This window comes from Streptococcus sp. HMSC062D07 (assembly GCF_001814215.1).
GTDB classification, from domain to species: domain Bacteria; phylum Bacillota; class Bacilli; order Lactobacillales; family Streptococcaceae; genus Streptococcus; species Streptococcus infantis_I.
This window is the reverse complement of sequence record NZ_KV815331.1, coordinates 16,723-33,591: the sequence shown is the minus strand read 5'-3', so window position 1 is coordinate 33,591 and position 16,869 is coordinate 16,723. Positions and strand designations below refer to the sequence as shown.

General features: G+C 39.4%; 17 protein-coding genes. 1 reads left to right on the top strand and 16 read right to left on the bottom strand.

Annotated features, from left to right (window positions below; genetic code table 11):
* Window positions 1–88: 88 nt before the first annotated feature.
* The 11 genes from HMPREF2957_RS05855 to budA all read right to left on the bottom strand — a co-directional run bounded on the left by HMPREF2957_RS05855 (window position 89) and on the right by budA (window position 11,549).
* Window positions 89–1,132, bottom strand: coding sequence for an SPFH domain-containing protein (locus HMPREF2957_RS05855; protein WP_025170559.1), 1,044 nt, complete (start codon window positions 1,130–1,132; stop codon window positions 89–91).
* Window positions 1,133–1,324: 192 nt separating this feature from the next.
* Complete coding sequence (gene alaS / locus HMPREF2957_RS05850) at window positions 1,325–3,943, bottom strand: alanine--tRNA ligase (protein WP_070678071.1); 2,619 nt, start codon at window positions 3,941–3,943, stop codon at window positions 1,325–1,327.
* Between the two features lie 14 nt (window positions 3,944–3,957).
* Complete coding sequence (locus tag HMPREF2957_RS05845) at window positions 3,958–4,443, bottom strand: LURP-one-related/scramblase family protein (protein WP_004252577.1); 486 nt, start codon at window positions 4,441–4,443, stop codon at window positions 3,958–3,960.
* A 261-nt stretch (window positions 4,444–4,704) separates the two neighbouring features.
* The gene (locus tag HMPREF2957_RS05840) at window positions 4,705–4,968 is read right to left on the bottom strand and encodes a hypothetical protein (RefSeq protein WP_025170558.1); all 264 of its coding nucleotides are present in this window, start codon (window positions 4,966–4,968) and stop codon (window positions 4,705–4,707) included.
* A 150-nt stretch (window positions 4,969–5,118) separates the two neighbouring features.
* A complete protein-coding gene (locus tag HMPREF2957_RS05835; RefSeq protein ID WP_070678069.1) occupies window positions 5,119–6,189 on the bottom strand; it encodes an ABC transporter substrate-binding protein in 1,071 nt (356 codons plus the stop codon).
* On the bottom strand, window positions 6,186–6,959 hold the full coding sequence (locus HMPREF2957_RS05830; RefSeq protein WP_070678067.1) for an ABC transporter permease: 774 nt from the start codon (window positions 6,957–6,959) through the stop codon (window positions 6,186–6,188). The genes HMPREF2957_RS05835 and HMPREF2957_RS05830 overlap by 4 nt, the downstream gene beginning before the upstream one ends.
* The gene (locus HMPREF2957_RS05825; RefSeq protein WP_000754114.1) at window positions 6,956–7,762 is read right to left on the bottom strand and encodes an ABC transporter permease; all 807 of its coding nucleotides are present in this window, start codon (window positions 7,760–7,762) and stop codon (window positions 6,956–6,958) included. Before HMPREF2957_RS05825 ends, HMPREF2957_RS05830 begins: the two co-directional genes overlap by 4 nt.
* Window positions 7,743–8,900 (bottom strand): ABC transporter ATP-binding protein, encoded by a 1,158-nt coding sequence (locus HMPREF2957_RS05820; RefSeq protein WP_070678066.1) that lies wholly within the window; start codon window positions 8,898–8,900, stop codon window positions 7,743–7,745. Before HMPREF2957_RS05820 ends, HMPREF2957_RS05825 begins: the two co-directional genes overlap by 20 nt.
* A 134-nt stretch (window positions 8,901–9,034) precedes the next feature.
* A complete protein-coding gene (gene murB, locus HMPREF2957_RS05815; RefSeq protein ID WP_070678065.1) occupies window positions 9,035–9,940 on the bottom strand; it encodes a UDP-N-acetylmuramate dehydrogenase in 906 nt (301 codons plus the stop codon).
* Window positions 9,941–10,058: 118 nt separating this feature from the next.
* Complete coding sequence (locus tag HMPREF2957_RS05810; RefSeq protein WP_070678062.1) at window positions 10,059–10,808, bottom strand: YhfC family intramembrane metalloprotease; 750 nt, start codon at window positions 10,806–10,808, stop codon at window positions 10,059–10,061.
* Window positions 10,809–10,820: 12 nt separating this feature from the next.
* Window positions 10,821–11,549, bottom strand: a complete 729-nt coding sequence (budA, locus tag HMPREF2957_RS05805) for an acetolactate decarboxylase (protein WP_070678061.1) — start codon at window positions 11,547–11,549, stop codon at window positions 10,821–10,823.
* Window positions 11,550–11,681: 132 nt separating this feature from the next.
* Between budA and HMPREF2957_RS05800 the strand changes: the two genes are divergently transcribed.
* A complete protein-coding gene (locus HMPREF2957_RS05800; protein WP_070678059.1) occupies window positions 11,682–13,010 on the top strand; it encodes an aminotransferase-like domain-containing protein in 1,329 nt (442 codons plus the stop codon).
* Window positions 13,011–13,128: 118 nt separating this feature from the next.
* Here the strand turns inward: HMPREF2957_RS05800 and HMPREF2957_RS05795 are convergent, their stop codons facing one another.
* The 5 genes from HMPREF2957_RS05795 to pstB (HMPREF2957_RS05775) form a co-directional block, all read right to left on the bottom strand.
* A complete protein-coding gene (locus HMPREF2957_RS05795) occupies window positions 13,129–13,944 on the bottom strand; it encodes an ABC transporter substrate-binding protein (RefSeq protein WP_004252563.1) in 816 nt (271 codons plus the stop codon).
* A 118-nt stretch (window positions 13,945–14,062) separates the two neighbouring features.
* Complete coding sequence (locus tag HMPREF2957_RS05790) at window positions 14,063–14,530, bottom strand: NUDIX hydrolase (RefSeq protein ID WP_070678058.1); 468 nt, start codon at window positions 14,528–14,530, stop codon at window positions 14,063–14,065.
* A gap of 92 nt (window positions 14,531–14,622) precedes the next feature.
* Window positions 14,623–15,276, bottom strand: coding sequence for a phosphate signaling complex protein PhoU (gene phoU, locus HMPREF2957_RS05785; protein WP_004252561.1), 654 nt, complete (start codon window positions 15,274–15,276; stop codon window positions 14,623–14,625).
* 10 nt (window positions 15,277–15,286) lie between these two features.
* Window positions 15,287–16,045 (bottom strand): phosphate ABC transporter ATP-binding protein PstB, encoded by a 759-nt coding sequence (gene pstB, locus HMPREF2957_RS05780; protein WP_006148225.1) that lies wholly within the window; start codon window positions 16,043–16,045, stop codon window positions 15,287–15,289.
* A gap of 12 nt (window positions 16,046–16,057) precedes the next feature.
* Entirely contained in the window at window positions 16,058–16,861 is an 804-nt protein-coding gene (gene pstB / locus HMPREF2957_RS05775; protein WP_060955554.1) for a phosphate ABC transporter ATP-binding protein PstB, read from the bottom strand.
* Window positions 16,862–16,869 lie beyond the last annotated feature (8 nt).

Sequence of the window (16,869 nt, the reverse complement as noted above, 5' to 3'; positions counted from 1 at the left end):
GATTAGAAACATGATAGAATCAAAATATTATAAAGATTTTTAAGACATATGTATATTTCATCCCACATTTTATTTTAAAATTTAAACTTTATCTAGGTTGACCGCAATTAGAACAAAACTTAGCTTCTTCAGAAAATTCAGCCCCACACTGACTACAGAACTTAGCTAAAGCATCCTCTTTACTTGAATCGAATTGATTCTGTTCGGAACTATTATTAGCTTGGTTAAGTCCTTCGATATTTCCTACAAGGTTGTTAAGTTTAGCTCCTATTCCAAGACCCATAGCAACTTCCATACCTACACCCATTAGTTTTCCATCAGAATTTTCATTTTTCGCTGCTTCTTCTAGAATATCAAATTTTCGCTCCTCCTGATAGTTATATCCTTCGATATCTCGACTTGTAGTCTTAATTTTAGCATCTACAATTTGTTTATGGAATTTGAAAATATCTTTATATCCCTGACATCCTTGATTAACTTTTAGAGATTCAATATTAAATTCTTCAATACGAATACCATACTTATCGAACTGATTCTCTAAAATCTTAGATAGTTCAGAACCAATTTCATTGCTGTGCATTTCAATATCAATAACAGCAATCTGATTACTATAGACAACTTTTGAAATAGCTGAACTAATTAGTCCAATGGTAGCTTGCCTAAAGCGTTTTTGAAAAATATCTACTGTAATAAGATCAGGCTGACTTGGCATAAATTCCAATAAAAATGCTTCCAAGTTTACAATTCGAGGAACAAAATTTCCATGTAATTTCAATTCGACAGGAATATCAGTCTCTGGATCTCGTACTAAAATAGCTGAAGGAGTTCCCCAACCAATGGGTTGTAAATCATACAAATTTACGAACCATAGATTTGATGAATTCTGTAAAACACCACCACTGACAAAGGTTTTAAATTCATCCAATAACTGTGTATCAGAGATTTCAATCTTATGCTTTCCTGCATTAAATCTAGCTAATTCTTTCCCATTTGAAAATAATATTGCACATTGTCCAGGGTTAACAATTAATGTTGAACCAGATTTAATATCCGTTTTAGGATGTCTCCAAGCAAGTATATTTCTGGTATTTTCTCCTTCGTACCGAATAACATCAAACATTTTTAAAGCCATGGTTTCTCCTTTTATAGTTTCCAAAAATTATAATCAATCAAATCTTATTTTCTTACTTATACTTATATTTATATTATATAATCTCGTTATTAAAAAGGCAACTCAAATTATTAAAGGTTATATCAAGCAAATTGAGACTTAATATGAGCTTTATATGTAAAAATACCTATCCAAATGGATAGGTATTTTTAATTACAACTTACCTGCTACTGCATCCAACAATTCTTGGATTTTCGCTTGGTTGCTTCCTCCTGCCATGGCCATATCTGGTTTACCACCACCACGTCCATCGACGATTGGAGCTAATTCTTTAACCAAGTTACCTGCGTGGATGTCTTTTGTCTTGCTAGCTACAAGAAGGTTGACCTTGTCACCGATGGCTGCGACAAGAACAAGGACGTCTGAGTAGTCTTTTTGCTTCCAGTTATCTGCAAAGGTACGAAGAGCACCTGCATCTGAAACAGAAACTTGACTCGCAATGTAACGGTGGCCGTTTGCTTCTTGAACATTCTTGAATACATCACCTGCCGCTGCTGCTGCAGCTTTTTCCTTCAATTCTGCATTTTCTTTTTGTAATTGACGGAGTTGTTCTTGAAGTCCTTCAACCTTATGAGGTACTTCTTTGAGTTGAGGTGCTTTCAAGGTTGCTGCGACTGCTTTCAGTGCATCTTCTTGTTCACGGTAAGCTTCGAAGGCTTCCTTACCAGTCACTGCCAAGATACGACGAGTTCCTGATCCGATCCCTTCTTCCTTGACAATCTTGAAGAGACCGATTTCAGAAGTGTTACCTACGTGAGTACCACCACAAAGTTCAACTGAGTAGTCACCAATCGTTACAACACGGACTTCCTTACCGTATTTCTCACCAAAGAGGGCCATAGCACCCATTTCTTTAGCTGTGTCGATGTCTGTCTCAACAGTCTTGACTGCGATGGCTTCCCAGATCTTCTCATTGACTTGTTGCTCAATAGCACGCAATTCTTCTGGAGTTACGGCTTGGAAGTGGGTGAAGTCAAAGCGGAGGAATTCTACTTCATTAAGTGAACCTGCTTGAGTTGCATGGTGGCCAAGGATATTGTGTAGAGCCGCATGGAGCAAGTGAGTTGCTGTGTGGTTCTTCATGACACGGTGACGACGATTGCTATCGATGGCCAAAGTGTATTCTTGGTTCAAAGCAAGCGGTGCAAGGACTTCAACAGTATGAAGAGCTTGTCCATTTGGTGCTTTTTGAACGTCTGTCACTGTCGCTACGACGTCACCTGCAGCATCCAAGATTTGACCGTGGTCAGCTACTTGTCCACCCATTTCAGCGTAGAATGGAGTTTCTGCAAAGATCAGTGATGCAGTTCCTTCAGCTACAGCTTCTACCTCTGCATTGTCCGCTACGATAGCCACCAACTTAGAAGGCAATTGGCTAGCATTGTAGTTGAAGACACTCTCAACTGTAATGTTTTGAAGGGTTTCATTTTGCATACCCATAGATCCGCCTTTAACAGCTGATGCACGCGCACGTTCTTGCTGCTCTTTCATGGCTGCTTCAAAGCCTTCACGGTCTACAGTCATTCCTGCTTCTTCAGCGATTTCTTCTGTCAACTCTACTGGGAATCCATAAGTATCATAGAGTTTGAAGACATCTTGTCCAGCGATAACTGTTTGACCTTTTTCTTTCAAGTCTGCTACGATAGTTTCTGCAAAGTGTTGACCTGAGTGAAGAGTGCGAGCAAATGACTCTTCCTCGCTCTTGACAATTTTTTCGATAAAGTCACGTTTTTCGAGAACTTCTGGGTAGTAGCTTTCCATGATTTTTCCAACAGTTGGAACGAGTTTGTAAAGGAAAGGCTCGTTGATACCCAATTTTTGACCATGCATAGAGGCACGACGGAGCAAGCGACGAAGGACATAACCACGACCTTCATTTCCAGGGAGAGCACCGTCGCCAATAGCAAATGAAAGAGAACGGATGTGGTCAGCAATGACCTTGAAGCTCATGTTGTCGCCATCTTGGTCATAAACCTTACCAGATAACTTCTCAACTTCGCGAATGATAGGCATAAATAGGTCTGTTTCAAAGTTGGTCTTAGCACCTTGGATAACAGCTACCAAACGCTCCAAACCAGCACCCGTATCAATGTTCTTGTGTGGCAATTCCTTGTATTCGCTACGAGGTACAGCAGGGTCAGCGTTAAATTGTGACAAAACGATGTTCCAGATTTCGATATAACGATCGTTTTCGATATCTTCTGCGAGAAGGCGAATACCAATATTTTCTGGGTCAAAAGCTTCCCCACGGTCAAAGAAGATTTCTGTATCTGGTCCAGAAGGTCCAGCACCGATTTCCCAGAAGTTGTCTTCGATTGGGATCAAATGACTTGGATCTACTCCCACTTCAATCCAGCGGTTGTAAGAATCCGTATCAGCTGGGTAGTAAGTCATGTAAAGTTTTTCAGCTGGGAAGTCAAACCATTCAGGGCTTGTCAAAAGCTCATAAGCCCAAGTAATGGCTTCGTCACGGAAGTAATCACCGATAGAGAAGTTCCCCAACATTTCAAACATGGTATGGTGACGCGCAGTTTTCCCTACGTTTTCGATATCGTTGGTACGGATGGCTTTTTGCGCATTGGTAATCCGTGGGTTTTCAGGAATAATGGTTCCATCAAAGTATTTCTTAAGGGTAGCAACCCCTGAGTTGATCCACAAAAGTGTTGGGTCGTTGACGGGAACCAAGCTAACTGATGGTTCTACAGAGTGGCCTTTACTGGCCCAGAAATCAAGCCACATTTGGCGGACTTGTGCACTAGATAATTGTTTCATTTGTATCTCCTTTTTTAATCTGATTGGCTTTCTAGCATCTCTACATAGTCGATAGCGACACAGAGGGAAATGACTAGGTCTGCATAAGATTCGTCGTAGACGGTCACGGTATAAGTCGAGGTTAAATGGAACAGTTCCTTAGCAATCTCCGCAATTACTTGGTCACGATCGTCCAGCAATTTAAAATTCAAATCCCAGACATTTCCTTCGATACGAAGACCGAGATTGTCAAATTCATACTTATCTCTAAAGAACGTCAACTTCTTCCGGATATAAAAACTATCGCCGTTACTCAGTTGAATTTCAAAACGAGGTAGGAAAGTTAAGACTTCCTTACTAATCTCACTGACCTGTTCACCAGCAACATCATAGATGGTAAAAGTTTTAGGAATCTTAAAAAATGAACCTTCAACCTGATAGGCGACATTGCCCAACTCATCCTTGATATCAAAACGTTCACCACCTAGGCGAAATTTCTGTTTGACAAGAAATGTTCTCATAAACACCTCCAAAAATAAAAGACAAATCCATATCACGAAGGGCGAAAAACCGCGGTACCACCTTCATTCAATGAACTTGTCATTCTTTCGTTCTTATGCAATTGTTAGATTGAGTAGCATGATTTTCTATCTTAGATGGCTCGCAGCACCGCCATTTCTCTGGTCTAAGATGGAGAGAAAATCAATTCTCAACTCTCTTATTATAACGTTTTTTTAAGCTTGCGTCAACTGGAAATAATCCTCATTTAAATAACCAACTCCCTATATCCCTGATGACTTTTTCAGGATATATTTTTTCTTACTGCTATCACTCTTTTTATCCCAACTTTTATCCCACATTTTCGAATTGCTAAAGATAGCTACGAAAATATTTGCAAATATAAAGAACCCTATCACCAAATGTATGGAATCAGTTGTTAGATATTGCCGATCCAAGCCATCCTTTAAATGGAATAGTATAATTGTTTGGTCAACAATCAAAAAGGTTGGCCAGTAACTTTTTTTGAAAAAAGTAGACATTTTCATGATTTGTTACCGCTTTCTATTATGATAAGATTAGTATACTACTAGGAAATAAAATAAGCAAATAGGATAGTAAAAATAAACAGTTATACAAATTACGATCTATTCAAAAAACGAACCAGATTTACTGATTCGTTTTTATTTTATATACTTCTACTTCCGATACATCTTAAATTGTAGGAAGAGGTCACTGTAGATTCCTGTCCATTGATGGTCAAACTTCTCATAAACTTCGAGGTGTTTCATTGTATCTGCATCTGGATAGAAGGACTTGTCCTCTTTTGTCTCCTCTGGGAGCATTTCCTTAGCAGCATTGTTTGGTGTTGAATAGCCGACATACTCTGCATTCTTAAGAGCATTTTCAGGCTTCAACATGAAGTTGATGAAGGCATAGGCTGCATCTTGGTTCTTGACAGTTTTAGGAATAACCATGTTATCAAACCAGAGGTTGCTTGCTTCTGTCGGCACAACATATTTGAGGTTAGGATTCTTTTCCAACATCTGGCTAGCTTCCCCTGAGAAAGTCACACCGATAGCAGCATTGTTCTGAATCATGTAACCCTTCATCTCATCAGCTACAATAGCCTTAATATTAGGAGTCAGCTCATACAGTTTATCAACCGTTTGTGATAGTTGTTGAGGATCTTTTGAGTTAAGGCTATAGCCTAGTGAGTTAAGGCCTAAACCAAGCACTTCACGCGCCCCATCAAAGAGCATGATCGAATCCTTGTATTCTGGTTTCCAGAGGTCGTCCCAATGTTCAGGAGCTTCTTCCACCATGGTTTCATTATAGACAATTCCCAAAGTTCCCCAGAAGTATGGGATAGAATATTCATTGTTTGGGTCAAAGGACTGGTTGAGAAATTCTGGACCAATATTCTCAATTCCCTCAATTTTACTATAATCCAGTGGAACTAAAAGGTCTTCGTCCTTCATCTTGTTAATCATGTACTCACTTGGGATGGCAATATCATAGGTTGTCCCACCCTGCTTGATTTTCGTGTACATGGCTTCGTTAGAGTCAAAGGTTTCGTACTGGACTTGGATTCCTGTTTCTTCTGTAAATTTCTCCAGAAGTTCAGGATCAATATAGTCGCCCCAATTGTAAATGACCAATTTTTGACTATCACGGCTATTGATTTTACTATCAAGATGGTAAGAAATTCCCCATAAGACAAGGATAATGGCTAAAATTCCTGCTAAAAATGAATAGAGTCGTTTCATGCTTTCTCCTCCTTCTCACGTGAAATGAAGTAATATCCAACTACTAGGATAATACTAAAGAGAAAGACCAAGGCTGAAAGAGCATTGATTTCAAGCGAAATTCCCTTACGAGCCCGAGAGTAAATCTCGACTGACAAGGTTGAAAATCCATTCCCCGTTACAAAGAAGGTCACGGCAAAGTCATCTAAGGAATAGGTGAAGGCCATAAAGTAACCTGCAATGATAGACGGTGTTAGGTAAGGAAGCATAATTTCTTTAAACATCTGGAACTGACTAGCTCCAAGGTCATAGGCCGCATGAATCATATCCCCATTCATCTCTTTCAATCGTGGCAAGACCATGAGCACTACGATAGGAATCGAGAAGGCTACGTGACTGGACAACACTGTCAGAAAACCAAGAGAGAACTTGAGCTGAGTAAAGAGAATCAAGAAGCTGGCACCAATCATAACATCGGGTGCAACCATCAAAATGTTATTGAGAGATAGAAAGGCTTCTTGGTATTTTTTGCGTGATTGGTAGATGTAGATAGCTCCAAAAGTACCAATCACTGTCGCAATTAAGGCTGACAAAAAGGCTAGTAAAAATGTCTGTACCAGGATCAGCATGAGTCTTCCATCGCTAAACATAGCATGGAAATGAGCTAAACTAAAACCTGTAAAACTATTCATATCGTCCCCAGCATTGAAGGCATAACCAATCAAGTAGAAGATTGGCAGATAGAGGACGATAAAGACGAAGGCTAGGTATAGATTCGATAATTTTTTCATCGTTCTCTCCTTTCCTTGGTCACCCACATGGTGATGAACATAGTCAGGATAAGGATCACCCCGATGGTAGAACCCATACCGTAGTTGTCATTGGTTAGAAAGTTCTGCTCAATAGCCGTTCCCAGCGTGATAACGCGGTTCCCTCCAATCAAACGTGTCAACATGAAGAGACTCAAGCTGGGGATAAAGACAGATTGAACTCCGCTTCGCACCCCATTCATAGACAGAGGGAAGATGACATGACGGAAGGTTTCCCACTTGGTCGCACCGAGGTCATAGCTGGCATTGATGAGATTGTTATCCATATCATCCAAGACATTGAAGATTGGCAAAATCATAAATGGAAGCTCGATGTAGCTTGCAACAAAGATAAATGAGAAATCTGTAAATAGCAACTGCTGAGAACCAATTCCGATAAATTCTAGGAATTGATTAATAGAGCCGTTTTGACCAAAAATCCCGATAAAGGCATATGCCTTAAGGAGAAGGTTGATCCAGGTTGGCAAGATGATTAGCATGAGCCAGAGTTGACGGTGTTTGAGACGAGTCAAAAAGAGGGCTGTTGGATAACTGATAAGAAGCGTCACTAGAGTTACAATCCCTGCATAGAGAACAGAGTTGAAGCTCATTTTGAGATAGGTTAAGTTTTGTGACGCAAAATAGGATTTATAGTTTTCTAAACTAAACTGACCTTCGATGTTGAAAAATGATTGTCCAAAAATCAAGACCAGGGGTGCCAATACAAAGAGGGCAATCCAAAGCATGTAGGGCACTACAAAGAGTTTAGAGGTTGTTTTCTTCATCTCTTTCCTCCTCAATAGCGTTAATCAAACCTGCTTCATGCTCTTCGATTTCTACGTATTCTTCGATACGAGCATCGAACTCTTCTTCTGTTTCATTGAGACGCATGATATGGATATCTTCTGGTTCAAAGTCCAGACCGATTTCCTCACCAACGATGGCCTTACGAGTTGAGTGGATCATCCATTCATTACCAAGTTCGTCATAGGCGATAATCTCATAGTGAACCCCACGGAAGAGCTGCGTATCGACCTTCACTTGAAGTTTTCCTTCTTCTGGCAGAGTAATGCGCAAGTCCTCTGGACGAATGACGACTTCGACCGGTTCATTTGACTTCATCCCACCATCGACCGCTTCAAAGCGTTTGCCGTTAAACTCGACCAAGTAGTCCTCAATCATGGTTCCTGGCAAGATATTTGACTCCCCTATGAAGGTAGCAACAAAGTGGTTGATTGGCTCGTCGTAGATATCAACTGGTGTCCCAGACTGAACAATCTCACCGTCATTCATGACAAAAATCCAGTCACTCATGGCCAGAGCTTCTTCCTGATCGTGGGTAACAAAAACAAAGGTGATGCCCAAGCGTTGTTGCAGTTCACGTAGTTCGTACTGCATGTCTGTCCGCAACTTCAAGTCAAGTGCTGACAAGGGCTCATCCAAGAGCACCACTCGAGGCTGGTTGATAATCGCACGCGCAATAGCTACACGCTGACGTTGCCCTCCAGATAGCCTACGGATAGAACGCTTTTCATATCCTTCAAGCTGTACCATCTTGAGAACTTCTAAGACACGTTTTTCGATTTCTTTTTTATCGACCTTTCGCAATCGCAATGGAAAGGCAACATTTTCAAAGACATTCATATGTGGGAACAAGGCGTAAGACTGGAAGACCGTATGAACATAACGTTTATTGGTCGGGATATCATTGATTCTTACGCCATCCAGCAAAATATCACCCGTCGTTGCGTCTAGCAAACCCGCGATAATATTGAGAATGGTTGATTTTCCTGAACCAGAAGCTCCTAGCAGTGTATAAAATTTTCCTTCTTCCAACTCAAAGTTAATATCCTTGAGAACCTTAGTGTCACTATCTTCAAAAACTTTAGAAACGTTTCTGAATTCGATAATTGGTTTTTTCAATTCCTATAAATTCCTTTTTCTTCGTAAATTAACAGATTGGGACCTTGTTAAATGCTAGCAATGACTGTAAGGAATTGACCCAAACCATATCTAGCGATAAAATCCCAATCTTTGTATAATGTTTAATAATAATGTTATTCGTGTTCACCCAAGATACGAACTTCTCGCTCAAGGGTAACACCTGAATGTTCTTTAACTTTTTCAATGACAGACTCAATTAAGTCTTCATAATCTCTTGCAGTCCCATCGGCTACATTAATCATAAAGCCTGCATGTTTTTCTGAGACTTCGACACCACCGATACGGTAGCCCTTCAAACCAGCTTCTGAAATCAATTGTCCTGCAAAATGCCCGACTGGACGCTTAAAGACAGAACCACATGATGGATATTCCAAAGGTTGTTTGAGTTCTCGAAGGTGGGTCAAACGTTCCATTTCTTGATTAATCGTCTCATAATTCCCTGGAGATAGTGCAAATTTAGCTGATAATACTACTGCTCCAGAATCTTGAATAGCTGAATGACGGTAACCAAAGGCTAAGTCCTTGGCTGATAAAGTCTCGATTTCCCCATCCTTGGTCAATACTTTGCAAGATTGCAAAATATTGGAAATCTCACCTCCATAGGCTCCAGCATTCATAAAGACAGCTCCACCGACGCTTCCTGGAATTCCACAGGCAAACTCAAATCCTGTCAAACTATGGCGTAGAGCAATACGAGTGGTCTCAATCAAGTTAGCTCCCGCTTCTGCTTCAATGGTGTAACCATCGACGGAAACATTGTTGAGCTTGTCACACATAATGACAAAGCCACGAATTCCGCCTTCTCGGACGATAATATTACTGGCATTTCCAAGAACCATCCATGGGATATTTTCTTGATTAGCGAACTTAACCACATGGGCCATCTCATAATGATTGCGAGGAAAAGCTAAGTAATCTGCCTTCCCTCCGACTTTGGTATAGGTATAAGTTTTCAATGGCTCATCGAATCGAATATCAATTCCTTCTAAGGTTTCTTTTAATTTTTCTAATACAGTCATCTTTCTTATCCTTTTATAAAATTCATTCCATTATACCATTTTTAGCGATTTTTTTCGACGATTTGAAAATCTTTTTTATTCACACAAGTAAAAAAGAGGTCAGACCTCTTTTGCATGATTATTTTTTATACAAGATAGTTTTTGTAAAGTATACAAATAGAACAACTTCCACTGCTAACAATCCTTCAACAAGAAGCGGATTTGAAATCCAACCAACCTGAGATAGACTCGGAGCCAGATCAAAGAAGGCATGTAAACCATAAGCAGTTACTAGATAAATCCAATTCTTTTGACGGACTGCTTGATAAACCCAGAAAGAGAGACCAATTTGCATAACAAGAGCAAGCACACGCTCAACTCCGAGTAAATAAACCTGCCATACAGATAGAGATTGTACTGTTTCAAGTGTATTTTTGGGAAGGAGAGTTGCCAAATCTGGATTTGAAGACTCTAATAACGAAAAGAGGATCAAAAGACTAATCAAGCTTCCCATTCCGAGGTAGAGCAATTCCAAGCCACCATGACCAAGTCCATAGGCGAGGGCATCCGAATCTTCCAAAGCTCTCTTCTTCTCTAACCATTTAAAGAAGACAAGTCGGGCCGTTTCTTCAAACAAAGCAGCCATACAGATCCCGTAAATCACATAGAGAAGGGGATTTTCCGTCATGAGTGGAACTGTCCCATCCTTTTGTGGATGAAGAACTATAAGGTGAACAATTTTCTCCAGTACTTGAGATGAGACAAAAAATGCAACTGCCCCAAGTCCTAAAACTGAAAGGTTAATCTTGTACTTCTTTTTTGAGAACCAAATGGCAGCTATGAGAAATACAAATAAAGCTATCATTGTGATTATTACATGAATTTTCATACTTTTCTCCTTTTATTCAGCTTGATCGATATCTTTTTTCATCTCATCAACATTAAACTTAGCAAAGAGATACTGACGATCCTGGACAGGGAAACGTTGATCCAACTGATCAACAGCTCCAACCTCTACGATTCCTTCCTTGATGACAAAGTCCATGACATGACCTCCAAAGGTTAGGTCATCTGAAATAAAGTGCAAATGATAGCCTGCGACACTGACACCATGGAAAATTTCAGGTGTCCAGAATCCAACGATAGTCCCAGATACATTTTCGCAACTATATTCAGGCTGATGAGTCGCAACCTCAGCAAATTTCGTTTCGCTTGTCGATTTTGGAATCATGCGAACATGCATGTGTTTAAAATCACCATGAATCTTAATCGAACGGAAAAGATTTTCTCCATCATAGTAGGACTCAATACGTTTTTCTAGTTCCTGATCAGTCATTTCAAAACGCTGGCGGAAAATAACTTCTGCCTGGTGAGGTACAACTGCCGCATAAGGAATCAGAGCATCTGGCGACACTTCAACGATTTCAGGTTTATCACCTGACCCCTTAGCTTGATAGGCTTTACCATCTAAGACAATTAACTCCCCATCAATAGAGTCCAAGGTTCCTAGCCCTAAATCTCCATGTTCGAGTAACTCACCAACTGTCATAGTCCCGCCGTAAAGTCCTGCCATCAAGGCTCCCAAAGTATTATATTGGAATAATTTAACTGGTTCTTGCACCTTTATCATCTCACTCTTCTTTGAAAATTTACTTACTAAGTATATCACATTTCTGATTAGAATTGAATGCTAGACTACCTTTTAACATTGCCAAACATCTAAAAAAAGGGTACAATGTAACAAAATCAAGAGAGGTCTGGAATGAAGCAAAAAAGTAAGTACGAACAAGTTGTTCACTATCTAAAAGAAGAAATTGAATCAGGAAAACTTCAAACAGGAAGTCGTCTGCCTTCTATCCGAAAACTCAGTCAAGACTTCCACTGCAGTAAAGATACTGTGCAGCGTGCACTTTTGGAACTCCGATACGAGAAATACATTTACTCCAAACCTCAAAGTGGCTATTATGTTTTAGAACAACAAGCTAGCCACGAAGACCTCGTTATCTCGGTCAATGACGAACATGCTGCTGCCTATGATGATTTTCGTCTTTGTGTCAATGAAAGCTTGATCGGTCGAGAAAATTATCTCTACAACTACTATGAACACCAAGAGGGTTTAGAAGAATTACGAAAGTCTGTTCAGAAACTACTGTTTGACCAAGCTATCTATAGTAAACCCGATCAATTAGTCATGACAACTGGAACCCAGCAAGCACTGTTTATTCTTTCTCAAATTGACTTTCCAGGTAAGGGCCAAGAAATACTGGTCGAACAACCAACCTATCACCGAATGAACCAACTTCTGCTGGCTCAAAATATTCCCTATCAAACCATTGAACGTCGCGTGGATGGCATTGACCTGAAAGAACTTGAGAAACATTTTAAAAGTGGTAACATTAAATTTTTCTACACCATTCCTCGATTCCACTATCCGCTTGGTCATTCATATTCTGAAGAGGAGAAACGTGCTATCCTTGATCTAGCAGCCAAATATCAAATTTTTATCGTTGAAGATGATTATCTGGGAGATCTAGATCCTAAAATGGGACAAACCTTTCATTATTTGGACCAAAATGATTTGGTCATCTACATCAAGTCTTTTTCAACAAGTATTTTCCCCGCACTTCGAATCACTGCTCTCATACTTCCAAATGTTATGAAAGATGCTTTTGTCTCTTATAAAAACATTCTGGACTATGATAACAATCTCATTATGCAAAAGGCTTTATCACTCTATATTGATAGTCAACTCTTTGAAAAAAATAGAGTAGCAAGATTGGCACTGCAAGAGAAAAGCCAAGACTTCATTCATAAGCTATTAAAATCTTATCCCCTTTCCCTACCAAACTATCCTCTCCATGATGGACTTTTGCTTGATCTCAGGAACTATCCTAAGATTGCAAGCCTCAAACATAGCTCTTTAAATCTAGACTTTTTCGAATCGTCCTACATTGAGACTTGCCCTTATCAATTTGCTAAGATTCCTTTAGAAAATCTTGAAACAACATTAAATTGCTTAAAAACAGAGAGTGGGACAGAAATCGGTAATTCGTTAGAATTCGATTTCGTCGTCCCACCTCCGCACAGTTGAGTAGGACTGTAAAAGCTGATGAAATCAGCGTATTAGAGCCCACTCAACCACTGCGTCTTGCTTGATAATCCAATGACAATTGAGAGGCTAGGACTTTTGTCCCAGCCTCTGTTATTTTTTATTGCTCTACTTCTGTTAGCTTGGCGGCTTTTTCAAGATATGTTTGATAAGTACCGTCATCTTTTAGTTTTTGAATAACCTTATCAACTACTTCCTTCAAATCTGAGTTGCCTTTCTTGATAGCAACTGCATTTTCTTCGCCTTCTTTCATAGTTAAGCTTACTGTTGCGACAGCCAAGTCAGCATTTTTTGTTGCATAGCTGAGTGCTACTGGCTCGTCCATATGAACAGCATCAACCTTACCTGATTGAAGTTCATTAACAGCTTCACCCATATTTGTCAATGAAGTCAACTGCGCTTTAGGAAGTTGCTCTTTGACCATAGATTCAGGAACAGTTCCTTTTTGAGCTGCAATATTTGCACTTTCTAGAGAATCCAAATCTTTGTATTTTTCAAGATCAGTTTTTCTGATTAGGAAACTAATCTTGTTCTCATAGTAAGGAATTGAGAAATCAAAGACTTCTTTTCTTTCTTCAGTTGCACTGATTCCCGCAATGGCCAGATCTGCTTTCCCTGTTTGAAGGCTGGTCAAGACATTATCAAAACTCATGCTTGAAACTTCCAATTTCACTCCAAGTTCGTCAGCGATAGCTTGTGCCATATCAATATCAGCACCGACGACTTGGTTCTTGCCATCCACAAGTGCTTGAAACTCAAATGGTGCATAGTCTGGGCTAGTTGCGACCACTAATTTACCTTTTTGTTTGATTGCCTCTACTGCAGACTGTGAGCTTGAGCTAGATGATTGGCAAGCAACTAAAAAGAAACTTGCAAGAAAACTACATAAGACAAATATCCATTTTTTAAATTTCATAAATAAACAACCTCTCTGTCAATTTTGTATAATTATAACTTAATTAAAAATAATTGTCAACATTTTCTTGTATTTTCCATAAAATATATTTATAAAAAATACAAATCCAATAATCGGTTTATCTATCTATTGGGAAACAATTTTCAAAAAAATCATTTATCATATCTCGATGTTGCTGGTTTACAATTGTGATATTTTGTATGTCCCTGTGATCAAACAACCCTAATTCTAAAGTTTCGTCACTCGTAAAAACATTTGTAGAGATCGAAGTTTCAGATGTAACTAAATACAACATTGTAATAACTTGTGCCTCATCACCATTTGGATAACTATCTGAATATTTTGTATAAACATTTAAAAGTTTTTTTACTGTCACTTTCACTCCAGTTTCTTCATAAAACTCTCGCACTAATGCTTCTACAGATGATTCACCTAATTCAATAGCGCCACCTGGTAAACCCCAAGTTCCTTTGTCTGCTCGTTTTTGTAATAATATTTTTCCTGATTGACTTAATATTCCACAGGTAAAATTTAAAATAATTTTATCTTTTCCAACTTTTTTTCTTATACTCTGTATGTAGTCCATTACTCACCTCTGACAAAGTAAACTATCGATACAATGAAAGCTTACTATATTAAAAAGTAAGCTTTCACAATAATTTTTATCATCTAAATATTTTACAATTCGACAATCTTACCTGTTTCAAAGTAAACAACCCATTCACAGATATTTTTAGCATAGTCACCGATGCGCTCCAAGTATGAAATCACTTGGAAGTAATCACGACCTGTGACGATAGCATCTGGATTCTTTCTGATTTCTTCAGTTGCCAAATCACGAATATTTTCAAAGTAATGGTTGATTTTTTCATCCATGGTTGCAACTTCATAAGCCTTATCAACTGATCCGTTTAGATAAAGTTCGAGGGTTGTTTCTACGAAATCTTTAACATCACGTCCCATCTTTTTGATTTCTTCTTCGACTGCTGGGATGCGTTGTTCACCCTTCATACGAATGGTTGCCTCAGCAATGGATACAGCATGATCTCCCATACGTTCCAAGTCTGAAACAGCCTTTAGAACTGTTAGAACTGTACGTAAGTCTTGTGATACTGGTTGTTGAAGGGCAATGATTTCAAATGATTTCTTTTCAAGTTTCAATTCGTATTCATTGACTTCTGCGTCTTGCTCGATGACTTCTTTAGCCAAGTCACGGTCATGGGTGACAAAAGCACGTACAGTACGATTGATTTGGGAAAGAACTTCTTGTCCCATGGCGTAGAATTGGTTATGCAATTTCTCTAAATCTTCTTCAAATTGAGATCGTAACATCTTTTTCTCCTTATCCAAATTTACCTGAAATGTAATCTTCTGTTTCCTTATGTTGTGGATAGAGGAACATTTCCTTGGTATCGTTAAATTCAATCAAATCTCCATTGAGGAAAAAGCCTGTTTTATCAGAGATTCGAGATGCTTGCTGCATGGAACGAGTAACCAATAGCATGGTGTACTTGTCCTTAAGACTATATAGGGTTTCTTCGATTTTTCCAGCCGAGATAGGGTCTAAGGCTGAGGTCGGCTCATCCAAGAGGATGATCTTTGGACTAGTCGCCAATACACGGGCTACACAGACACGTTGTTGTTGTCCACCTGATAGACCAATTGCTGAATCATGCAAGCGATCCTTGACCTCATCCCAGATTGAAGCACGCTGTAAAGCTTTCTCCACAGCTTCGTCCAAGACTTGCTTGTCTTTCTCTCCATTAATTCTTAGTCCATAGACAACATTTTCGTAGATAGACATTGGGAATGGATTGGGTTGTTGGAAAACCATTCCGATTTCCTTACGTAACTCAACAGTATCAGTACGAGGGCTATAAATATTGTGACCATTATAAACCACTGAACCAGTAGTGGTCACTTCAGGATTTAAATCTCCCATACGATTGATAGCCTTTAGAAGTGTTGATTTCCCAGATCCAGAGGGACCGATAAGGGCGGTAATTTCCTTGGGTTGGAATGATAAGGAAACACTATTCAAGGCCTTCTTTTTGTTGTAATAAACAGACAGGTCTTTAACCTGCAAAATCGGTTCTGTCATACTGTTTCCTTTCTAACCAAAGTGTCCAGTTACATAGTCATTGGTAGACTGTAGCTTGGCATTTTGGAAAATGTTTGACGTTTTATCGTACTCAATCAAATCACCCAAGTAGAAAAATCCAGTGTAGTCACTTGCACGCGCAGCCTGTTGCATACTGTGGGTAACGATGATGATGGTGAAGTCCTTCTTCAACTCAAGCATAGTTTCCTCGAGCTGAGCTGTCGCAATCGGATCCAAGGCTGATGCCGGCTCATCCATTAAGAGAATGTCTGGTTTTACAGAAATAGCACGAGCGATACAGAGACGTTGCTGTTGACCACCTGAAAGCGTCAAGGCAGACTTGTGAAGGTCATCTTTGACCTGGTCCCAGAGGGCGGCCTGACGAAGTGAGGTTTCTACAATTTCATCAAGAACTTTCTTGTCCTTAACTCCTGCACGTTCATGTGCAAAGGTGATATTGCGGTAAATTGATTTAGCAAATGGGTTTGGACGTTGGAACACCATTCCGATGTGTTTACGCATTTCATAAACATTGATTTCAGGACGGTTAACGTCAATACCTCGATAGAGAATCTGTCCTGTAACCTTAGCAATATCAATGGTATCATTCATACGATTGAGACTGCGTAAGTAGGTTGATTTCCCAGAACCTGATGGACCAATCAAGGCCGTAATTTTATTTTTTTCGAATTGCATATCCACGCCCTTAATGGATTCATTCTTACCGTAGTAAACATGTAAATCCTTCGTAGAGAGTGCCACTTTTTCTTCTGGAAAAGTAATAATATGCCTTTCATCCCAATTATATTTTGACATGGCTTCTC

Coding starts and splice junctions, on each gene's coding strand:
- HMPREF2957_RS05855 (WP_025170559.1), bottom strand. CDS start 1,132: ATGGCTTTAAAAATGTTTGATGTTATTCGGTACGAAGGAGAAAATACC.
- alaS (WP_070678071.1), bottom strand. CDS start 3,943: ATGAAACAATTATCTAGTGCACAAGTCCGCCAAATGTGGCTTGATTTC.
- HMPREF2957_RS05845 (WP_004252577.1), bottom strand. CDS start 4,443: ATGAGAACATTTCTTGTCAAACAGAAATTTCGCCTAGGTGGTGAACGT.
- HMPREF2957_RS05840 (WP_025170558.1), bottom strand. CDS start 4,968: ATGAAAATGTCTACTTTTTTCAAAAAAAGTTACTGGCCAACCTTTTTG.
- HMPREF2957_RS05835 (WP_070678069.1), bottom strand. CDS start 6,189: ATGAAACGACTCTATTCATTTTTAGCAGGAATTTTAGCCATTATCCTT.
- HMPREF2957_RS05830 (WP_070678067.1), bottom strand. CDS start 6,959: ATGAAAAAATTATCGAATCTATACCTAGCCTTCGTCTTTATCGTCCTC.
- HMPREF2957_RS05825 (WP_000754114.1), bottom strand. CDS start 7,762: ATGAAGAAAACAACCTCTAAACTCTTTGTAGTGCCCTACATGCTTTGG.
- murB (WP_070678065.1), bottom strand. CDS start 9,940: ATGACTGTATTAGAAAAATTAAAAGAAACCTTAGAAGGAATTGATATT.
- HMPREF2957_RS05810 (WP_070678062.1), bottom strand. CDS start 10,808: ATGAAAATTCATGTAATAATCACAATGATAGCTTTATTTGTATTTCTC.
- budA (WP_070678061.1), bottom strand. CDS start 11,549: ATGATAAAGGTGCAAGAACCAGTTAAATTATTCCAATATAATACTTTG.
- HMPREF2957_RS05800 (WP_070678059.1), top strand. CDS start 11,682: ATGAAGCAAAAAAGTAAGTACGAACAAGTTGTTCACTATCTAAAAGAA.
- HMPREF2957_RS05795 (WP_004252563.1), bottom strand. CDS start 13,944: ATGAAATTTAAAAAATGGATATTTGTCTTATGTAGTTTTCTTGCAAGT.
- HMPREF2957_RS05790 (WP_070678058.1), bottom strand. CDS start 14,530: ATGGACTACATACAGAGTATAAGAAAAAAAGTTGGAAAAGATAAAATT.
- phoU (WP_004252561.1), bottom strand. CDS start 15,276: ATGTTACGATCTCAATTTGAAGAAGATTTAGAGAAATTGCATAACCAA.
- pstB (WP_006148225.1), bottom strand. CDS start 16,045: ATGACAGAACCGATTTTGCAGGTTAAAGACCTGTCTGTTTATTACAAC.
- pstB (WP_060955554.1), bottom strand. CDS start 16,861: ATGTCAAAATATAATTGGGATGAAAGGCATATTATTACTTTTCCAGAA.